Annotated in this window: 18 protein-coding genes and 1 tRNA gene; 9 read left to right on the top strand and 10 right to left on the bottom strand. The window is 62.7% G+C overall.

Features of this window, described 5'->3' with window-relative positions; genetic code table 11:
* The first annotated feature begins 16 nt into the window (after nt 1–16).
* The gene (locus MTR64_RS09420; RefSeq protein WP_243993150.1) at nt 17–826 is read left to right on the top strand and encodes a CmcJ/NvfI family oxidoreductase; all 810 of its coding nucleotides are present in this window, start codon (nt 17–19) and stop codon (nt 824–826) included.
* Nucleotides 827–832: 6 nt separating this feature from the next.
* Here MTR64_RS09420 and MTR64_RS09415 read toward each other — a convergent pair whose 3' ends face one another.
* A complete protein-coding gene (locus MTR64_RS09415; RefSeq protein WP_243993147.1) occupies nt 833–1,024 on the bottom strand; it encodes a YgaP family membrane protein in 192 nt (63 codons plus the stop codon).
* A 122-nt stretch (nt 1,025–1,146) separates the two neighbouring features.
* Nucleotides 1,147–1,221, bottom strand: a tRNA-Val gene (locus MTR64_RS09410).
* Between the two features lie 78 nt (nt 1,222–1,299).
* On the opposite strand from MTR64_RS09410, the gene MTR64_RS09405 reads away from it, so the two are divergent.
* A complete protein-coding gene (locus MTR64_RS09405) occupies nt 1,300–1,614 on the top strand; it encodes a DUF3297 family protein (protein ID WP_243993145.1) in 315 nt (104 codons plus the stop codon).
* 53 nt (nt 1,615–1,667) lie between these two features.
* On the opposite strand, the gene MTR64_RS09400 is transcribed toward MTR64_RS09405, so the two are convergent.
* Both MTR64_RS09400 and MTR64_RS09395 read right to left on the bottom strand, forming a co-directional pair.
* Complete coding sequence (locus tag MTR64_RS09400; RefSeq protein ID WP_243993143.1) at nt 1,668–2,630, bottom strand: hypothetical protein; 963 nt, start codon at nt 2,628–2,630, stop codon at nt 1,668–1,670.
* 322 nt (nt 2,631–2,952) lie between these two features.
* Nucleotides 2,953–3,609 (bottom strand): CHAP domain-containing protein, encoded by a 657-nt coding sequence (locus MTR64_RS09395; protein WP_243993141.1) that lies wholly within the window; start codon nt 3,607–3,609, stop codon nt 2,953–2,955.
* 139 nt (nt 3,610–3,748) lie between these two features.
* Between MTR64_RS09395 and der the strand changes: the two genes are divergently transcribed.
* Entirely contained in the window at nt 3,749–5,128 is a 1,380-nt protein-coding gene (der, locus tag MTR64_RS09390) for a ribosome biogenesis GTPase Der (protein WP_243993139.1), read from the top strand.
* Nucleotides 5,129–5,341: 213 nt separating this feature from the next.
* Here der and MTR64_RS09385 read toward each other — a convergent pair whose 3' ends face one another.
* Nucleotides 5,342–6,313: a quinone oxidoreductase family protein gene (locus MTR64_RS09385; protein ID WP_243993137.1), complete on the bottom strand. Its 972-nt coding sequence runs from the start codon at nt 6,311–6,313 to the stop codon at nt 5,342–5,344.
* 50 nt (nt 6,314–6,363) lie between these two features.
* Nucleotides 6,364–6,774 (bottom strand): nuclear transport factor 2 family protein, encoded by a 411-nt coding sequence (locus MTR64_RS09380; protein WP_327194262.1) that lies wholly within the window; start codon nt 6,772–6,774, stop codon nt 6,364–6,366.
* Between the two features lie 112 nt (nt 6,775–6,886).
* On the opposite strand from MTR64_RS09380, the gene MTR64_RS09375 reads away from it, so the two are divergent.
* From MTR64_RS09375 to MTR64_RS09365, 3 genes are read left to right on the top strand one after another with little or no spacing between them, the layout of a single operon-like run.
* Nucleotides 6,887–7,894 carry an NADP-dependent oxidoreductase gene (locus MTR64_RS09375; protein WP_243993135.1) on the top strand — a complete coding sequence of 336 codons (1,008 nt, stop codon included), beginning with the start codon at nt 6,887–6,889 and terminating at the stop codon, nt 7,892–7,894.
* A 5-nt stretch (nt 7,895–7,899) separates the two neighbouring features.
* On the top strand, nt 7,900–8,250 hold the full coding sequence (locus MTR64_RS09370) for a Rieske (2Fe-2S) protein (RefSeq protein WP_243993133.1): 351 nt from the start codon (nt 7,900–7,902) through the stop codon (nt 8,248–8,250).
* A 57-nt stretch (nt 8,251–8,307) separates the two neighbouring features.
* Nucleotides 8,308–8,736, top strand: a complete 429-nt coding sequence (locus MTR64_RS09365; protein ID WP_243993131.1) for a nuclear transport factor 2 family protein — start codon at nt 8,308–8,310, stop codon at nt 8,734–8,736.
* Nucleotides 8,737–8,809: 73 nt separating this feature from the next.
* Here MTR64_RS09365 and MTR64_RS09360 read toward each other — a convergent pair whose 3' ends face one another.
* Nucleotides 8,810–9,730, bottom strand: coding sequence for a LysR family transcriptional regulator (locus tag MTR64_RS09360; RefSeq protein WP_243993129.1), 921 nt, complete (start codon nt 9,728–9,730; stop codon nt 8,810–8,812).
* Between the two features lie 142 nt (nt 9,731–9,872).
* Here MTR64_RS09360 and bdcA point away from each other — a divergent pair, with 142 nt between their 5' ends.
* Complete coding sequence (gene bdcA, locus MTR64_RS09355; protein ID WP_243993127.1) at nt 9,873–10,586, top strand: SDR family oxidoreductase; 714 nt, start codon at nt 9,873–9,875, stop codon at nt 10,584–10,586.
* A gap of 81 nt (nt 10,587–10,667) precedes the next feature.
* On the opposite strand, the gene MTR64_RS09350 is transcribed toward bdcA, so the two are convergent.
* Entirely contained in the window at nt 10,668–13,145 is a 2,478-nt protein-coding gene (locus MTR64_RS09350; RefSeq protein WP_243993124.1) for a TonB-dependent receptor, read from the bottom strand.
* 151 nt (nt 13,146–13,296) lie between these two features.
* On the opposite strand from MTR64_RS09350, the gene MTR64_RS09345 reads away from it, so the two are divergent.
* Nucleotides 13,297–14,304, top strand: coding sequence for an NADP-dependent oxidoreductase (locus MTR64_RS09345; RefSeq protein WP_243993122.1), 1,008 nt, complete (start codon nt 13,297–13,299; stop codon nt 14,302–14,304).
* Nucleotides 14,304–15,104 carry a ThuA domain-containing protein gene (locus MTR64_RS09340; protein WP_243993119.1) on the top strand — a complete coding sequence of 267 codons (801 nt, stop codon included), beginning with the start codon at nt 14,304–14,306 and terminating at the stop codon, nt 15,102–15,104. Before MTR64_RS09345 ends, MTR64_RS09340 begins: the two co-directional genes overlap by 1 nt.
* Nucleotides 15,105–15,108: 4 nt before the next feature.
* On the opposite strand, the gene MTR64_RS09335 is transcribed toward MTR64_RS09340, so the two are convergent.
* Complete coding sequence (locus tag MTR64_RS09335) at nt 15,109–15,873, bottom strand: SDR family NAD(P)-dependent oxidoreductase (protein WP_243993117.1); 765 nt, start codon at nt 15,871–15,873, stop codon at nt 15,109–15,111.
* 117 nt (nt 15,874–15,990) lie between these two features.
* Nucleotides 15,991–18,333, bottom strand: coding sequence for a TonB-dependent receptor (locus MTR64_RS09330; RefSeq protein ID WP_243993115.1), 2,343 nt, complete (start codon nt 18,331–18,333; stop codon nt 15,991–15,993).
* Between the last annotated feature and the right edge of the window lie 60 nt (nt 18,334–18,393).

Here is an 18,393-nt window from a genome sequence, read left to right as displayed (position 1 = left end):
CGATGGGAGAGCGGTCATGATAGAGGCGGAAACGCGCGGCGACACCATGGCGCCCATCAATTTCGCGGCGACGCGAGAGGATGGGGGGATCTGGAGCAATCTCGACAAGTCACTGATCACGCAGCCGCTGCTGGCTCACCCGGTCGCGCTGCGCGATTGCACCGGTTTGACGCAACCGCCATCGCTGGAAAGCGAAGGGTTCGAGGCGCACCGCCTCACTTTCGAGCGCGCGGACTGGCGCAATCCCGAATGGGTGGAGGCCATAGGCAGTCCCAGAACAATGGCTTTCATCCGCGAACGCACCGGTGCGGTGCACATTGCGCCCTTTCACGGCCACATGGCGCTGATCCGCGATACCGGCGATCCGGCGCAGCCTGCGGCAGCCGAGTTCGTGCATCTTGATCACAGCCGAACATCCGCATTGCCGTTTATCGCGCGCTGCGCGCCGCAGGATGTTCGTGCGCGCTATCCGCATGTGCGCATCTACAATGTCTGGCGCGTCCTGACGCCGCCGCCGCACGATCTGCCGCTTGCGATCTGCGACCAGCGCACGATTGATTCCGCGGACTGGGTGGAGGGCAGGACCGTCGAGCCGATGATGCCAGAAGGCGTGCCTTACGTGACCACGGTCCACAATCCCGCGCAGCGCTGGAACTGGTTTTCCGGCCTGACGCCCGAGGACGCCCTGATCTTCAAAGCCTGGGACAGCGCCCCGTCCGCACCGTTCGGCTGCCTGCACGGCGCATTCCGCAATCCACTGGCGCCCGCAGGAGCGGTGCCGCGCGCCAGTGCCGAATTGCGCTACATTGCCTTTTTCGAGGCCTGAAAGCGCTCAGGACGTCTTGCAGGTCTTGATCCCGGCAATGCTGTAAAGCGGGCAGATGCGCAGCAGGCCGGTGACAAGCGGCACAATGCCGATCAGCCCCCACATCGTCTTCGGTCCGACGAAGACCAGAGCCAGCAACACGATACCCAGAATGACACGCAGCAAGCGATCGATTCCGCCGACGTTGACCTTGAACATATCCAATCTCCCCAATGGCGATGGGACAGGCATGCACCCAGCGCAGGGGTTAGTACATTGACCGCAGTCAAAGCACGGATCGTCGCGGAATATTGATGGAACGGTCCATCCCGAGAGAGGGATGGTGGGCGCGACAGGGATTGAACCTGTGACCCCACCCGTGTGAAGGGTGTGCTCTACCGCTGAGCTACGCGCCCGCTACCAAATGCGGAAGCGCGCCCCTAGACAACTCGGATCGAATTGACAAGCACTGATCTCGCTCTAAAGCCCCGGCCATGACCGAAGAGACCAGCACGCCCGAGCAGGCCCCCCAGAAATCCGGCACTGACATGCCGCCCGATCACCTTGCGATCAATCCGAAGAGCCCGTTCTTCGATGCGGACAAGCTGCAGCGCGGCATCGGCATCCGTTTCAAGGGCACCGTGCGCACCAACGTCGAGGAATACTGCATCTCCGAAGGCTGGGTGCGCGTGCAGGCGGGAAAGACTCTCGACCGCAAGGGCCAGCCCCTGACGATCAAGCTGAGCGGGCCGGTCGAAGCCTGGTATGAAGATCTGGGCGACAATCCGCCTGTGGCGAAGGTTGATTGAACCGCAGGCGCGAGGCGCGGAGCGCCGCACCTCGCGTCATGACGGTATCGCGGTCAGGCAAGCGGATGGTTGGGTTCGAGGCCCAGTTCGTTGCGGCCAGTCAGTTCCCGTGTTGCATCCCAGTCCCAGAAAGCATGGGTGCACAGCGTATTGAGATCGCGCCAGTACCGTTGCAGCGGCCGGTCGAGATGAAAGCTCGAAGAACCTGCACTCGTCATCATGGCGTTCACCGTATCGAGTGACAGGCGCGACAGGAACGCTACGCGGCCTTTGAGATCGAGCCGTTGCTCGAGGGTGAACTGCTCTCGATCGGCCCATTCCAGGGTGCGATCGACATTGAACCGGGCGAGGTCTCGCGCCGTTTGCAGGGCGATGCGGGCTTCGCCGAGATTGATGTGCGAGTGCTGCTTTGCCTTGAGCACCGCCCCGCTGAAGTTGCGCACGCGTTTTTCGATCGTCTCGCTGAATTCATTGTAGGCGCCGGCCAGCCCACCCGTCACCACGCCGGAAATCGTGTTGTAGGCGATAGGCAGCACGGGCAGCGAATAGAGAGGATTGTCGTAGTGAAGCGATCCCGGCGTTGGCCCCGTCGCGAACTGCGCCTGTTCGATCGTACGGTAATCGGGAACGAACACTTCATTGAGGATGACGTCGTTGCTGCCGGTGGCGGCCATGCCGGTGAAATGCCAGACATCGGAAACCTCGACGTCTTCGACGGGGAGCATGAACATCCATGCCGCGTCTTCGCCGATGCCGCTGACGAGAACCCAGTCGGCATGCATGATGCCACTGCCCCAGGGCGCCTTGCCGCTGACGATCCAGCCGCCTTCCGTCCGGTTCGCTTTCATGGTCGCGGCGTTGATGGCGGGCAGCAGCGTGAAGCCGCGTTCGCCGAAGATCTCCTGCTGGATCTTCTCGCCCATCTTCGCGACGTAGACGTTGTGGTTGATATAGAACGAGGCGATCCAGCCGGTTGAAACGCAGGCGCTGCTGATTGTCTCGACAACTTCGAGCATGGCTTGCAGGCTGGCAATTCGAGGTCTTTAGAGGTCATTCCATCGATCCCACGTCTCATGGCGCGGGTGCTGGATGGAGTGCGTTCGTTGCGCCTGAATGCCATCCGGTCCCGCTGCGCTGCCTTGTTCGAGCCTCGCTCTCTGTGTCGGCAGAACGAGGCGGGATCGATGTGTGGAGCCGATGCAGGCACCGGCTCATGCGGCAATGGTTTTTGACTGCCTGTCGGATGGTCCCCGCTCGTAGTGCCGGTTGTCGGGGCAGTGCGCAGGGAACGTGCGTCTTGTGAACCTGTGCTAAATTCTCGCGGTTGCCGGCCGTTCTTCAATAGGTGCCGGCAATGATCTCTCCGATCGGATCGCTATGCCTGCGCTTCCGCGTTGTCGGGGCTTCTGTCGCTATCCTGGGTGATGCGGCGACCTGGCCAAGGCGGTCGGTGCCAAGGTCTGGAATGGTTCCCGGCCTGGCGTTGTAGATGAAGCCCGCGACAGGCCAATGGGTGGTTCCCAGGTTCTGGTTCGGGCCGTACCAGATGCGGACCTCGCTCCAGTCATTGTCTGGGGAGACATCGAGGGCGGTGACGTTACGCTCAATCTGGCCGGGATAGGACCAGTTGGCATGGCTGAGCAGGATCGTGCGCGAATCGACGATCTTGCTGACCATGGCGACATGGCCAAGGTGCGAGTTGTGGAAGGGACGGACCGCCATGACCGCACCGACTCTGGGGACATGCCCGCGTGCGTAACGGCCCTTTGCCTGTTTCCACCAGGTATGGGCATCGCCAAAGATCTGAATGCCTGAAAGCTGGCGGGCATAAGGGACGCATTGCAGCAAGCCGGACATCGGATCGGAGAGCGTGCTGTTGCCGCCGTCGCTGGTGTAGGAACCCGACACAATCTGGTCGATCGCGGAACTGGCGAAGGCTGGCGACACCAGCATTGTGCAAGCGCCGAAGAAGATGGCCTTTTTGAATCCCTTCATGCCACCCGAAATACGAGAACAAGGTTAGGAATGTCCTGCGGAGATTGGTTAACGGCGCGGCAAGTATATGCGGCACGTCAGCCAGATATGCGCGGGATGCTTGCCAAACCGGCGTAAAATCCCCAAGCGGCGTATCCATATGCTTCCTCAAGTGATCATCATTGGCCGGCCCAACGTCGGCAAGTCCACGCTGTTCAACCGGCTTGTCGGCAAGAAGCTGGCGCTGGTCGACGACCAGCCCGGCGTCACGCGCGACCGGCGTTTTGGCGACGCCGAGCTGCTGGGCCTCAAATTCCAGATCGTCGACACCGCCGGATGGGAGGACGACGAGGCCGAAACTTTGCCGGGTCGTATGCGCCGCCAGACCGAGGCCGCGCTCGAAACCGCCGACGTAGCGCTATTTGTGATGGATGCCCGCGCGGGGCTGACCCCGCTGGACGAAGAGATCGCAAACTGGCTGCGTGCCTCCACGGTGCCCACAATCGTGCTGGCCAACAAGGCCGAAGGCCGCGCGGGCGAGGGCGGGCTTCTGGAAGCCTATTCGCTGGGGCTGGGCGATCCCATCGCCGTCTCGGCCGAGCATGGCGAGGGCATGGCTGACCTCTTCGAGGCACTGCTGCCGCATCTCGATCCCCTCCAGCCGGTGGAGGATGAATTCGCCGAGGAGCTGGACGAGGAAGCGCTGCTGCGCGCGCCGCTGAAGCTGGCCATCGTCGGCCGTCCGAATGCGGGGAAATCCACCCTCATCAACAAGATTCTCGACGAGGATCGCCTGCTGACCGGTCCGGAAGCAGGCATCACGCGCGATTCGATAACCATCCAATGGGAATGGACCGATCCGAAGACGCAAGAGGTTCGGCCGGTCCACCTGATCGACACTGCCGGCATGCGCAAGCGTGCCAACGTGACGGAGAAGCTTGAGAAGCTTGCCGTCGCCGATGCGCGTCACGCGATCGACTTCGCTGAAGTGGTCGTGCTCCTGCTCGACGCCACGCGCGGGCTGGAGCACCAGGACCTGACGATTGCCTCGCGTGTGTTGGAAGAAGGCCGCGCGCTTATGATCGCGATCAACAAGTGGGACGTGGCCGAGGACGCGAGCAAGCTGTTCAACGGCATTCGCGCGGCGCTTGACGAGGGCCTAGCCCAGGTGCGCGGGGTGCCGCTGCTGGCGGTGTCCGCGCGAACCGGCAAGGGCCTGGACGACATGATCGCCGCGGCCTTCTCGATCCGCGAGGCGTGGAGCCGCCGCGTGCCGACCGCTGGCCTCAACCGCTGGTTCGACGATGCGCTGGCCGCCAACCCGCCGCCGGCGCCGGGCGGCAAGCGGATCAAGCTGCGCTACATCACGCAGGCCAAGACCCGTCCGCCGGGTTTCGTGCTGTTCGGCACCCGGCTCGACTTGCTCCCCGAAAGCTACAAGCGCTACCTGATCAACGGGATCCGCCGCGAACTGGGCTTCGAAGCGGTGCCGATCCGTCTGACCCTGCGCAGCCCGAAGAACCCGTTCAAGAAGAGCTGACGGCGGATCAGGCTCGTTGCATTTTCGTAAGTGGTCGAGCGGGATGGTCGTTACAAAAGCACGGCTGGTCAGGCATTGCGTTTGACGTTGTTTTCTTTCTGGGAAACGAACGCCTGAGGCGCTGGCCGCGATTGGAGTTCCATGGGGACCTCGCTGCCTCCCGCGCTTTCTGTCCGTGAATCCCGTCTCAAGATGGGAAGGGGCCAGAAACCGTTACCGGGATGGGACTTTCAACAATACGCGCCCAAAGGGATGCTCTTCGGCAACGTAACGATGCGCCTCGACTGCATCGGCAAGCGCGAATTCGGCAGCGACCGGCATCTGTAACGTGCCATCCGTCACCTGCCGCGTGATCTCCGCCAGCAGTTCATGGACGCGCGGTGTGTGCATGTCGCGGCCAAACGAGATACCCACCACGTGCAGCGCCTTGCGGATCAGTTCGAAGAACGTGAAGCTGGGCAGCGTGCCGGTGGCCGCGCCGATCACGGCATAGCGTCCGTGGGGCTTTACCGCGCGCAGCAGCGCATCCTTGCCCTGACCGCCTGCGAGGTCGAGCACGAGATCCACGCCCTTGCCGCCGGTGATCTCCCTGCAGCGTTCCGCGATGTCTTCGTTGCGGTAGTCGATGCCGTGGTGCAAGCCGAAGGGCACAATCCTTTCGAGCCGCTCCTTGCCGGAAGCCGTGCCGATTACGGTTGCTCCCGCCTTTGACGCGAATTGTACGGCAGCGAGGCCTACGCCGCCGGCTGCGCCCTGAACGAGCACGAAATCGCCCGGCTTCATCTCCCCATATTCGAAGAGAGAATCGTGCGCAGTCCCGAACGCGACAGGGATCAGCGAGGCCAGGCGCAGGTCGAGGCCATCGGGGACCGGGTAGGCGTAGCGCTCGGGCACGGCGAACAGTTCTGCGTGGCTGCCGTTCCAGTTGAAGCCGATGACCCGGTCTCCCGGCTTGAAGCGGTTGACGGCGTCGCCCACCGCGACAACTGTTCCGGAGGCCTGATAGCCGGGAATGAACGGGGTGTGCGATGGAGGGCTGACCAACCGGTTGAGCAGGTCGCCGCCTTCGATGGAAATCCACTCGACCGCGATCAGTACCGTATCCGCGCCGACTTGGGGATCGGGCAGCTCGCCATATTCCATGACTTCGGGGCCGCCGTTGCGGCTGTAGTGGACAGCTTTCATGGTGCGATCCTAACGCCCGGTTCCGGTGCGGACCATGGCCGGGACTTGCCTCAGGCGGTAGCCTTCTTGGCTTCGCAAGCGGAGATGAACGCGGCCGGATCGTAGTAGAACGGCTTGATCTCGCAGCACTTGCCATCGCGGAAGCGGAACATTTCGGCGATTTCGGCGGGAGCGAGCGCTGGATCAGCAAAGCGCATGGACAGCACGGCGATGGCGCAGTCTTCGCCGACCATCAGATCGTGGCGGTCCAGCGCGATGACATCGACCATGCCCATCACCTTCTGGAACAGCGTCTGCAATCCGCTGGTGCCCCGGTACGCGCCGGCCATCGGCAGTGCGTCCGCCTCGTAGGCGACGAAGTCGTCGGACAGCATGGCGGCAGTGGCTTCCCAGTCGCCCACGCCGGTGGCGGCATAGAGACGATCGACGAATGCGGCGATTTCCGTAGGGGACATGGTCATGGCGTTTCGGGCTCCTCTCGTTCCTGCCGGGAATGTGGCAAGTGGCGGAAATCGCCGAACCTAGCGATTCAACTAGCCTGCATGTGCGCTGTGCGGCGCTAGAGGTGGAGGAATGGGAAAGGCAAAACAGATACTGCTGGCGCGGCGCCCCGTGGGGCTTCCTAAGCCGGATGATTTCGCACTGGCCGAAACCGCGATGCCGGTGCCGGGCGAGGGAGAATTCCTGGTGGCGATGCGGGTCGGCTCGGTCGATCCGGCGATCCGGGGCTTCCTTGATGACAGGCCCAGCTACATCGAGCCGGTCGCGTTGGGCGAGCCGATCAAGGGCATGTCGCTGGGCGAGGTCATCGAATCCCGTCACCCGGATTATCCGGTCGGCACTTTCGTTCGGGCCTTTGCGCACTGGTCGGATCACTACGTGCTCTCGGGCGATGCCTGGGGACTGGAGAAAGTGCATCCGCAGCCCGGCGTAGAGCTTCATCACTATATGGGCGCGCTGGGGCCCGTCGGCCTCACGGCTTGGGTCGGCCTGTTTGCGGTCGGCGAGGCGAAGCCGGGAGAAACCGTGGTCGTCAGTGCGGCAGCAGGTGCCACAGGATCGACGGTCGGCCAGATTGCCAAGGCCAAGGGTTGCCGGGTCATCGGGCTTGTCGGCTCGCCCGAGAAGGCAGAGGTGATCAAGGAACTCGGTTTCGATGCCGCCATCGACTACCGGGCGACGCCCGACATCGCGGCTGAAATCGCCAAGGCCGCGCCCGAAGGCATCGACGTTTATTTCGACAATGTGGGCGGCGAGATGCTCGAGGCGATCCTGCCGCTGATGCGCCTGCACGGCCGCGTCGCGGTGTGCGGCATGATCGGGCAGTACAACGACGCCGATCACCCTTACGGCGTGAAGACGCTGTGGCAGTTGGTGGTGAACCGCATCAAGATGCAGGGTTTCATCACGTACGATTATCCCGATGTCCTTGATCAGGCACAGGCCGAACTCGATGCCTGGGTGGCCGAGGGCAAACTTCGCCCGCTCGCCAACCTGCGTGACGGATTCGAAAAGCTGCCCGAAGCCTTCATCGACCTGATGAGCGGCAAGACCATCGGCAAGACACTGGTCCGGATATGAAAGTCATGGAAACAACCTGGCATGCGCTCTGCCTCGAAGCGGAGTTTCCCGAAGACGGCAAACTGGCAAAGCAACTCGGCGGCTGGAGTGTGCTGGTGGTCAAGGCGGATGATGGCTTTCACGCCGTGAACGACCGTTGCACCCATCAAGCGGCATTGCTCTCACCAGGACGGGTGCGGCGCGGCGCGATCATGTGCCCCTTGCATGGAGCGCGCTTCGAAGTCGGCACGGGGCGCTGCATTGGCGGCGCCTATGCAGACCTGCGCCGGTTCGATCTGCGCGTCGAAGACGGCGTGATCGAGGTCGCAGTCCCTTCGGAGGAGCCAGGGCCCAACGAGCGCCCTGTAGCCGTTTGAACGGCGCGCTCCGCTGCGGGCAACATCAATACCAAACTGACGTGGGAGAGATCAGTCATGACATTCACCGGGCCCTTCGAGGATCGCCTTGCGATCCGGGAACTGCTTGAGACTTATGCTGATGCGGTGACCCAGTGCGACGCGAACGCCTGGGGCGCAACGTGGGCCGAGGATGCCGAATGGTCGCTGCCTGACTATCCGGAACTGGGCACGACCAAAGGACGCGCAGCAATCGTCGCCATGTGGATCGAGGCGATGAAGGCTTATCCGGGCATCATGTTCGAAGCCTGGCCGGGTTCCATCGAGATCGCCGGCGATACTGCGACGATGCGCAGCTATACGTCCGAAGTCTACGACCAGGATGGCGTGACGATGCGCGATCGTGGGATCTACGAGGATACTTGCGTGAAGATCGACGGCAGCTGGTTCTTCAAGACCCGCTCGTTCCGCAACATCCACCGGCAGCATGCACCCAAGGGCTGCTGAAGCCGGTTATCGTGCGGGATGAATTTGAGGGCCTCCGCCTGCATGGTGGGGCCCCCATTTCGTGAAGACTATCTCAAGGCTGCGAATGCGGAGCCATGGCCCGTTCCCAATAGGGCGGATATCCGAAGCTGCGGCGCAGGCTTTCGGCAAATGCGCGGATTTTGGCTGATGCGCCGTGGTCTTTGGGGTAGGTCAGGAACAACTCTGCGCCCTCCGCCTGCAGGCCGATGCCGATCTCGATCAATTGGCCCGCGGCAATCGCCTCGTAGATGAAGAAGCTGGGCAGCAGCGCAATGCCCAGGCCGCTGATGGCCGCGTCACGCATAACCAGCCCGCTGTTTACGCGCAGGCCCGCCTTCGGGCGGATCACTGACCAGCCGGTTCCGTCTGCAAAGCGCCAGTCGCTGGCTCTGTTCGAGTAGAGGATACCGCGATGGTGTTCGAGTTCGGCAAGCGATGCTGGCGAGCCATGCTCGGCAAGATACCCGGGTGATGCAACAAGCAGACGGCGGCTGGAGGCCAGCCGTCGCGCGATAAGGCGTCCGTCGCCAATTGCGCCGTGCCTCAGCACGGCGTCAAATCCTCCAGTTGCCGCGTCCACGAAACTGTCGTCGAGTTCGAGTGAAAGTTCGATATCGGGATAGTCCCGGAGGAAACGTCCCAGGGCGGGGCCAAGATGGAGGATGCCGAATCCGACAGGAGCGGAAATCCGCAACGGGCCGGCCAGTTTGCCGCTGCGCGCCGCAAGTTCGGACGCGGCCTCCTCGGCTTCGCGCAAGATGCGCTGCGCGCGCGGCAGGAAAGTCTGGCCGCTATTGGTAAGGGAAAGTTTGCGGGTCGAACGCTGCATGAGTGTTGCCCCCAACGTGCGTTCCAGTTCGGCCAGACGCTCGCTTACGACCGACTTCGCAAGACCAAGCCGTTTGGCTGCCATGCTGATCGAGCCGGCTTCTGCAGTGGTGACGAAGGCGACAACGCCGTCCAGCTTCATCATTGTTCGGTAATCCCGCCGTCTAGAACCAGATTTCGCCGGCTAGTCCGAACAATGCCTCGCGGGCATGTTCAAGTCTAGAGGCGCGGTGCCGCAACGGGCGCGCTCTCGTTTGAACAACGGATAGGAAAGATGGAGAAGCGTCATGAATGATTTCGAAGCGAAGAATGTCCTGGTCCTTGGCGGCAGTCGCGGTATCGGCGCGGCTATTGTGCGCCGTTTTGCGGCCAGTGGAGCCAATGTCGGCTTTACCTACGCCGGTTCGAAGCAAGCTGCAGAGGAACTGGCGGCAGAGACCGGAGCTACGGCTCTCAGGACCGACAGTGCTGACCGCAGCGAACTGACCGCCACTGTCGCCGCCCGCGGCGCGCTGGATGCCATCGTCATTGCTGCTGGCACGCTTGTGCTTGGCGACCCCTTGCAGATCGATGCGGATGCGGTCGATCACATGATCGATGTAAACGTCCGGGCGCCTTATCATGCGGCGGTCGAGGCCGCCCGGCGCATGAACGACAATGGCCGCATCATCGTGATCGGATCGGTGAACGGCGACCGCATGCCCTTTGCAGGCGGCGCAGCCTATGCGCTGACGAAATCGGCCGTGCAGGGTATGGTCAGGGGCCTGGCGCGCGACCTCGGCGAGCGCGGGATCACGGTCAACAGCATCCAGCCCGGGCCGACCGATAGCGACATGAACCCGGCAGATGGCCCGATGGCCGCCACCATGCACAGTTTCATGGCGATCAAGCGGCATGCCAGGACGGAAGAAGTCGCTGAACTCGCAGCCTACCTCGCCGGTCCGCATGGCGCGATGATCACGGGCTCGATGCAGACCATCGATGGAGGGTTTGGGGCATAGTCCTGGCCGCGAGAGTTGCCGCCAAACAGAAAAAGGCGGAGCCGAGGCTCCGCCTTTTCTTTTTTGCCGGTGCGGGCGTGATCAGAAGCGCTTGGTTACTTCGACCATGACGGTGCGGGGCACCGAGCCGAAGCCGAGCTGATCGGCCTTGACGCCCGAAAGCGTGCCGGTGCCGCTGCCCGTGGAGGGGCCATCGACGACGCCGGTGACATAGAACTTGTTGGTCAGGTTCTTGCCGATCAGTGCGATCTGCCAGTTGTCGTCTTCGGCACCGAGGCGGATGCCCGCGTCGATCGTGACATAGCTGCTCTGCTTGGACAGCGGATTGCCGAAGCCCGAGGCGAAGTAGCTGTCCGAATACTTGCTATCGACGTTCACGCCCAGCTTCATGCTGTCGCCAACCGGCATTTCATAGCCCAGCCCAAGGCTGCCCGTCCATTCCGGCGCGACCGAGAGCGGCGCTCCGGTCAGATCCTGACGGGTGTTCCCGGCAAGACTGCAACCCTCTGCGGGTGTTTCACCGGCATAGCACGGTGCCAGCGGGAAGCTGGTGTAGATTGCCTTGTCGTAGTTGATCGAGCCGTGAATATCGAGTCCGCGCACGGCGTAGGGCGCGAACTGGAATTCGACTTCCACGCCCTTGGTCCGGGCATCAGCCGTCAGAGTCTGGAACGCGAAGATCGGCGAGTTGAAGAAGTCGACCTGCAGGTCCGTGTACTTGTAGGTGAAGGCCGTGACGTTGAAGCGCAGCTGGCGGTCGAACAGGGTCGACTTGAAACCAACTTCGAAGCCTTTCGCCTTCTCCGGGTTGAAGGTGAGGTCAGCCTTCGGATCGGCCGAGAACTTCGAGTTGATGCCGCCGTTGGAGAAGCCGCCCGACTTGTAGGCGGTCTTGAAGGCGCCATAGACCATGATGTCCTGCGTCGGCTTCCAGGTCAGCGTGGCTTCGGGCGACCAGTTCTTGAAATGCTGGCGGGCATAGACTTCGCCCAGGCCATCGGCATCGTCCTGCGCGCGGAAGATCGCGGTGACGAGCGGGTTATTGTAGGGCTGGGTGAAGAAGCTGTCCTTGGTCTCGTCGGTGTAGCGCACGCCGCCGGCCAGTTCGAGGGTCGGAAGGATCTTGTATGTCGCCTGCCCGAAGACAGCCATAGTCTCGCCCTTGGTGTAGCTGGACTTGGCGGTGGCGACGTATTCATAGCCTTCCGGCGCGGCGGAGTTGGAAACTCCGGCAAACATGACGAACTGGGCGAAATCGCGCTTGGTCTTCTGGTAAAGCGCGCCCAGCATCATGTTGAACGGTCCGTCGAACTGGGTGAGTGCACGGACTTCCTGGCTGAAGGCCTTCCACGAAGAGTTCTCGGTGGCCCAGGTGGCGCCGATGCCATTTGACGAGTCGCCCGACTGGAAATCGCAGGCGCAGGCCCAGCGGTTGTTGTTCCACTGGTAGTTGGTGACAGACGACAGTTGCAGCTCGTCGGCGTCGTAGGTCATGTTCAGCGTGCCGGCGGCGGAGCGGTACTTGTTGTACAGCGAGCCGTCCTTCTTCGCGTAGGGATAGTTGACCGCGATGTCGGCGGGCATGTTGTTCTGGTGGCTGACGAAGTCCTTGCCGCAGGCATAGCCGTTGAGTTGCGATGTCGAACCGTTGCCGCAGGCGTAGGCGACGTAGTTCCACGAGGAGTTGTTGACTGTGCTGACATCCATGCTGCCCTTGAGCGTCATGGTCAGGCGGTCCGTCGGTTCCCACTTGAGGGTGCCGCGGGCCAGGAACTCTTCCTCGCCGGGTTCCTTGGTCGGGGCCGGCGTGGCAAGGTGTGCTGTGGCATCGCCGGTGCCGCCCGAGAGCAGGCTCGCGGCATCGACTTCAGCGTAGTAGATGTTGTCGGCAACGTTGCGGTAATAGCCGCCATTCATCTTGGAATAGCGCGCGGCGATGCGCAGGCCGAGATTGTCGGTCAGCGGGCCGGACGCAGTGCCTTCAAGCCGGTACTGCTCGGCCTTGAATTCATATCCGGCCTTGGTCGTGAATTCCCAATCGTCGGTCGGATCCGCGGTGGTGATCGAAATCACGCCGGCCGTGGCATTCTTGCCGAAGAACAGGGCCTGCGGGCCCTTAAGGACTTCGACGCGGCCGAGATCAAAGAAGCCTTCCTGGATGACGCGGCCCTGGCCATAGTAGGCGCCGTCGACAACGACCGCGACCGACTGTTCGATGCCGATGGAGGTGGAGGACGAACCGATGCCGCGCAGGGTCAGCTGTGCGCCCGAACCGTTGGAGGCGCGGCCGACGTTGAACTGCGGCGTGATGGCGGCAATCTTCTCGACGCTGGTGATGTCGCGGTTGACAATCTGTTCGGCCGAGATGGCGGTGACGGCGACGGGGACGTCCTGCGCGGTTTCCTGCCGCTTGCGGGCCGTTACGATGATGTCGCTGACACCACCCTGCTGCTCGGGCGCAGCCTGTGTGTTTTCCGTCTCCTGCGCCAGCGCCGGTGACGAAGCGAGAACCAGCCCGAATACGGTGCCGGCGAGCAATGCGGATTTGGACATACGCATTTCAGAAAACCTCCCATTTGAATACGTTGTTGCGCTGCCCCCTACGCGCCGGTGTGGCTCATGAGGGCCTGTGCAAACTGTTAGGGCTAGCAAAATTGATAGGTGGCGCAGCTGGGTTGGCGCGCGACGACTGACAGTCGAGGAGAGTTGTATGACTGGTTGTCGCTACTGGCGCCTTGATCGCCATCCTGATGGCAATACCCATTTCGAACGGGCGCTGTCCTTGTGCGATGAAGCGCAGGCGGAGCTGCAGCCCGATGAAGTGCGCATCGCAGTGCAATGGCTTTCGATGGACGCGGGTACCCGCATGTGGATGAGCCCCCGCACCGATGGTTACCAGCCGCCGTTGCCGCTCGGGTCGAAAATGGTCGGTCTGGTGCTCGGCCGTGTGTCCGAAACCACAGATCCGGCGTTTCCGGTGGGGGCCATGGTCCGGGGTTTCGGGCAGTGGGCGGAACAGGCCGTTGTCGTGCCCGCTCTGGCCGGGCTCGAAGTGGTCGATGGCTCCGTATCCGATCCCCGCCAGCATTTCGGCGCCCTCGGCATGAACGCATGGACGGCTTATGTCGGAGTGAAGGAAGTCGCTGCAGTCAAGGCGGGGGAGTGGCTTGCCGTTTCGGCCGCCGCCGGTGCGACGGGCAGCCTGGCCTGTCAGATCGGCCGTCTTCTGGGGGCGAAGGTCGTTGGCATCGCCGGTGGCCCCGACAAATGCCGCTTCCTGACTGACGAGATCGGCATCGACATGGCGATCGACTATCGCAGCGAGGATGTCGAAGCCCGGCTGGGGACTATCGAAGGGGGCATCAACGCCTTCTTCGACAATGTCGGCGGGCCGATTCTCGACGCAGTGCTGCCGAACATGGCGCATTACGGGCGCGTGGCGATCTGCGGCATGGTAGCGGGGTATGACACCGATGCCCCGATGCCGGGTCCTGCGCGCTTCGACCAGATCCTGATGCGCCGCCTGCGGGTGGAAGGGTTTTTTATCCCGGATTTCCTGGAACGCGGCGCCGAATTCATGCCGCAGCTGCGCGAATGGCTCGATGCCGGGAAGCTGACGATGGCATTCGACGAGACGCAGGGGATCGAGAACGTCCTCACCGCCTATGAGCGCATGTTGACGGGCAAGAACATCGGCAAAGTGATCGTGAAGCTCTGATGCCGATCATCCGCCATCGTGCTCCGCTGCAGTGCCTGGTGGCGGTACGCGGCCATCCGTTTGACCGCACGGCGTTCGACGCGATGTTCCAGGCGATGGACGGGATCAGCGCGACGATGGTCGATCAGCCAGTTGCCGCGCGGCTGATGAACCCGGACGGGATGCGCGGCTTCGATGTGCTGGTGCTTTACGACATGCCCGGTCTCGATTTCGAGGCGGAGGAGGGCGCTCCGGTCTATCTCGAACCACCTCAGGATCTGGCGCTGGGAATGGCTGCGCTGTTTGAGGCAGGCAAGGGCGTGGTCGCGCTGCATCATGCGCTGGCCGGATGGCCTACATGGGGCGCGTATCACGAGTGGCTGGGTGGCCAGTTCCTCTACCATCCCGGCATGGTGCGCGGGGTTCCTGTGCCCGACAGTGGCTATGCCCACGATGTCACCTACGAGGCGGAAGTGCTGGCCGAACACCCGGTGACGGCAGGTCTGCCGAAGCGCTTCACGCTGACCGATGAGCCTTATCTGGCGCAAGTCTTCGCTGATGATGTCACGCCGCTGCTGCGTGCCGGCATGCCGTTCACGCGCGAGCATTTCTATTCGGCGGAGCTTGCCGTGCAGGGCAGGATGTATGCGCGCGATGGATGGGATCATCCGCCGGGCAGCGATCTCATTGGGTGGACGCGGCAGGTGGCAAACAGCCGCCTCGTCTACCTGCAACCGGGTGACGGAGCGTCCGCTTACGACAACCCGAACTACCGGCGGCTGGTGGAGAACGCCGTGCGCTGGACGGCGCCCCCCACCTGAGCCATCACATCGCTGTCACGCCGCCATCAACCGTGAATTCGGCGCCGGTGATGTAGTTTGCCTCGTCGGACGCCAGGAACAGATTCATGTTGGCGATGTCGAGCGGCGTGCCCAGCCGCTTCATCGGCACGCTCGCCACGATCTCCTTGAAGCCGTCGGGATTGTCACGCCGGGCGACATCCTGCATCGCGGTTTCAATCATGCCGGGGTGAACCGAATTGCAGCGAATGCCCTCGGCCGCGCATTCCATCGCCACGACCTTGGAGAAGATGCGCACGCCGCCCTTGGCCGCGCCATAGGCCGCACAGGCCGGAACGCCCACCAGCCCGCCGATCGACGACATGTTGATGATCGATCCGCCATGACCGATCCTGCGCATCAGTTCCACGGCCCGCTTAGTGCCATGGAACACGCTGTCCAGGTTGACCTTGTTCTGCTTTTCCCAATCGGCAGCGGTCAGCATCGTCAGGGGCTTCAGAACCGCTATGCCGGCATTGTTCACCAGCACATCGAGCCGCCCGTGGCCCTTTTCGATCACTGCGAAAACGGTGTCCCACGCGGCTTCGCTGGTCACGTCATGGACGAGGGCCTCGGCTGCGCCGCCCGCTTGGCGAATACCCTGCGCGACCTCTTCCGCGCCTGCCGCATCGAGATCGGTAAGATAGACGAAGGCCCCTTCCTCGGCAAAGCGCTGCGCGGTTGCAGCACCCAGTCCCCGCGCGTTCCCCGCACCGGTTACCAGCGTGATCTTACCTTCGAGACGGCCCATCTGCTTGCTCCTTGGTCATTTTCGGTTTGGTCAAAAAGAAAGAGGTGTGCGGCGAGGGAAAAGCCGCACACCCCCTTGGAACCGGACTGGGCCCTTCAGCAGCCGGGCCCGGCCGGGTCAGTACTTGAAGCCGACCGTCACACCGTACGTGCGCGGCTCGAGCGCCATGCCGAAGGACCAGAGACCGGCCACCGTGAAGGCGTGGGTCGTGGTCTTCTCATTGGCGAGATTGCGGCCAAAGACGCGCACATAGGCTTCCTTGTCACCCAGGTCGAAGTTGGCCGTCAGGCTCGCGTCGATCAGGTCCTGCACGGTGGTGCGTACGCGCGGATCGTTGCCGTTCACGATGACTTCGGAGATGCCGGTGCCGTCGGACACCGTGGTCAGCGAAGCCTGCGAAATCTGCTCGTCGTAGGGGCTGATATGGCGCCAGCCTGCTGTAGCCACGACTTTGCCGAAGCTCGTCGGGACGGTGTAGTCGGCATTGATCGAGGCCGTGAACTTGGGGGCGTAGATCAGGCGGTTGGCCGAATAGTTGAACGGCACGAGACCGGCCGAAGCGTCACAGGAGGTGGCCGTCGACAGGGTCCCCGCATAGGCGCCACAGGTGACGAAGTTGCGGAAATGCGACTTCATGTAGGCAAGCGAACCGGTCAGGGTGAAGTTGTGGGTCACGCGCAGCGTGCTGTCCATCTCGATACCCTTGATGATCGCGCCGCCGGGCACGTTGCCGGTGATCGTCTGGTTGCCGGTCGGCCCACCCGGGATCGTCAGGTTCTGCTGCATGTTCTTGTAGTCGGAGACGTAACCGGCAAGGTTGATCTCCAGCTTGCGGTCGAACAGCGCCAGCTTTGCGCCGATTTCATAGGCGTCCACCGTCTCTGGCTGGAACGGCGTGCTGGCCGCTTCTGCCGTCGCCGCACGCGGGCTGAAACCGCCCGAACGGTATCCGCGCGACCAGCTCGCGTAGAGCATGGTGTCGGGATTGGGACGGAAGTCGATGCCGATCTTGGGGGTGAACTTGTTGAAGCTAGCATTACCCGAGCCCACTTCGGCAAAGGCGCTGCGCGTGACATCGCTGGGCGAGACCAGCACGCCCGGCGCAAAGCCGTTCCACAGCTGCTTCTTGTCGTGGCTGAAGCGGCCGCCGAAGGAGAGGCGCCAATTGTCTGCGAAGGCCCAGTTGAAGTCGCCGAAGAACGCGTAACTGGTCGTCTTGCCTTCCACGTGCTGGGCATTGGCGTCGAACAGCGTGGGCGGGGTCGACGAGTCGAAGCCGAACACGCGGCTCCACTGGGTCAGGTCGTACTTCGAGTGGAAGTAGAAGCCGCCTACGACGTAGTCGAAACCGTCGAACAGGTTGCCGGCGGCGCGCAGTTCCTGGCTCCACTGGGTATAATGCTGGCGGCGGTCCACATAGTAGAGGTCGGTCGAGGAACCGTCGAAGTCCTGCGTCTGTGCTTCCTTGCTGTGGCGCCAGCCGGTGATCGAGGTCAGCTTCACGCCGCCCAGGTCGTAGTTCATGCTGAGCGTGGCATCAGGTGCGTTGTACTTGCTGCTCGCTGCGTCACCGAAGGTCGTGTAGAGATCGGTGGTGTTGTTGCGGTTGCACTCAACGGCCGGCTCATAAAGGCAGAAGACTTCGGTGCTGTTGGCCAGATTGCTGACGACCGGGTCGAACTTCTGCACGACGTTCTCGACGGTCAGTTGCGCATCGAAATCGGAGCCCACCGGCTGGAACAACACGCTGGCGCCGTAGCTGTCACCCTTGCTCCAGCCCGCGTTCGTGTCACGGGTGACGTTGTGATAGAAACCGTCGGTCTCGTTGTGGAAGTACCACGCCTTGATGCCCCAGTTCTCGCCGTCGCCGTAGTTGAGGATCGCCTTGGCGGCCCAGGTGTTCCAGCGGCCGTAGGTGAATTCGGCCTTCACGCCCGGTTCCATGGTCGGCTTGGTGCGGGTGATGTTGATGACGCCGCCGATGGTGTTGGCGCCGAACAGCGTGCCCTGCGGGCCACGCAGCACTTCGATCTGCGCGATATCGAAGGCGTCCTGCAACTGGCCGGTGTTGGTGCCGATGGTAACGCCATCGACGACCACGCCCACGGTTGGCGTCTGCGACTTCTCGATGTCGGCATAGGTCAGGCCGCGGATCGAGATGTTGGCGGCCTGCGCGCCCGAGTTCTGTTGCGTGATCAGCAGGCCCGGGGCTGCGCCCTGAAGGTCGCCGATATTGGCCGATGCCTTGTTTTCCAGCATCGCCGCGCTGACGGCGGTGATCGCGATCGGCGTTTCCTGCAGGGTTTCTGAACGGCGGCGGGCTGAAACGATGATCTCGTTCGGATCGACGGCAGCCGTATCGGCGGCCTCATCCTGCGCGAAGGCCGGAGCGGCAAAGCCGGTGAATGCGGTGGTGGTGAGCGCAACAATCAGCGCTCCGCGTAGACGTGCGGATGCCATCAGAAATCCTCCCTTACGGCCCGAATTTTTCGTGGCCGTTTCTGTTTGCACCAGCGTTAT

Origin of the sequence: Novosphingobium album (ex Hu et al. 2023) (assembly GCF_022832385.1) — a bacterium.
Taxonomy (GTDB): domain Bacteria; phylum Pseudomonadota; class Alphaproteobacteria; order Sphingomonadales; family Sphingomonadaceae; genus Novosphingobium; species Novosphingobium album.
This window is presented reverse-complemented; position numbering and strand designations above follow the sequence as displayed.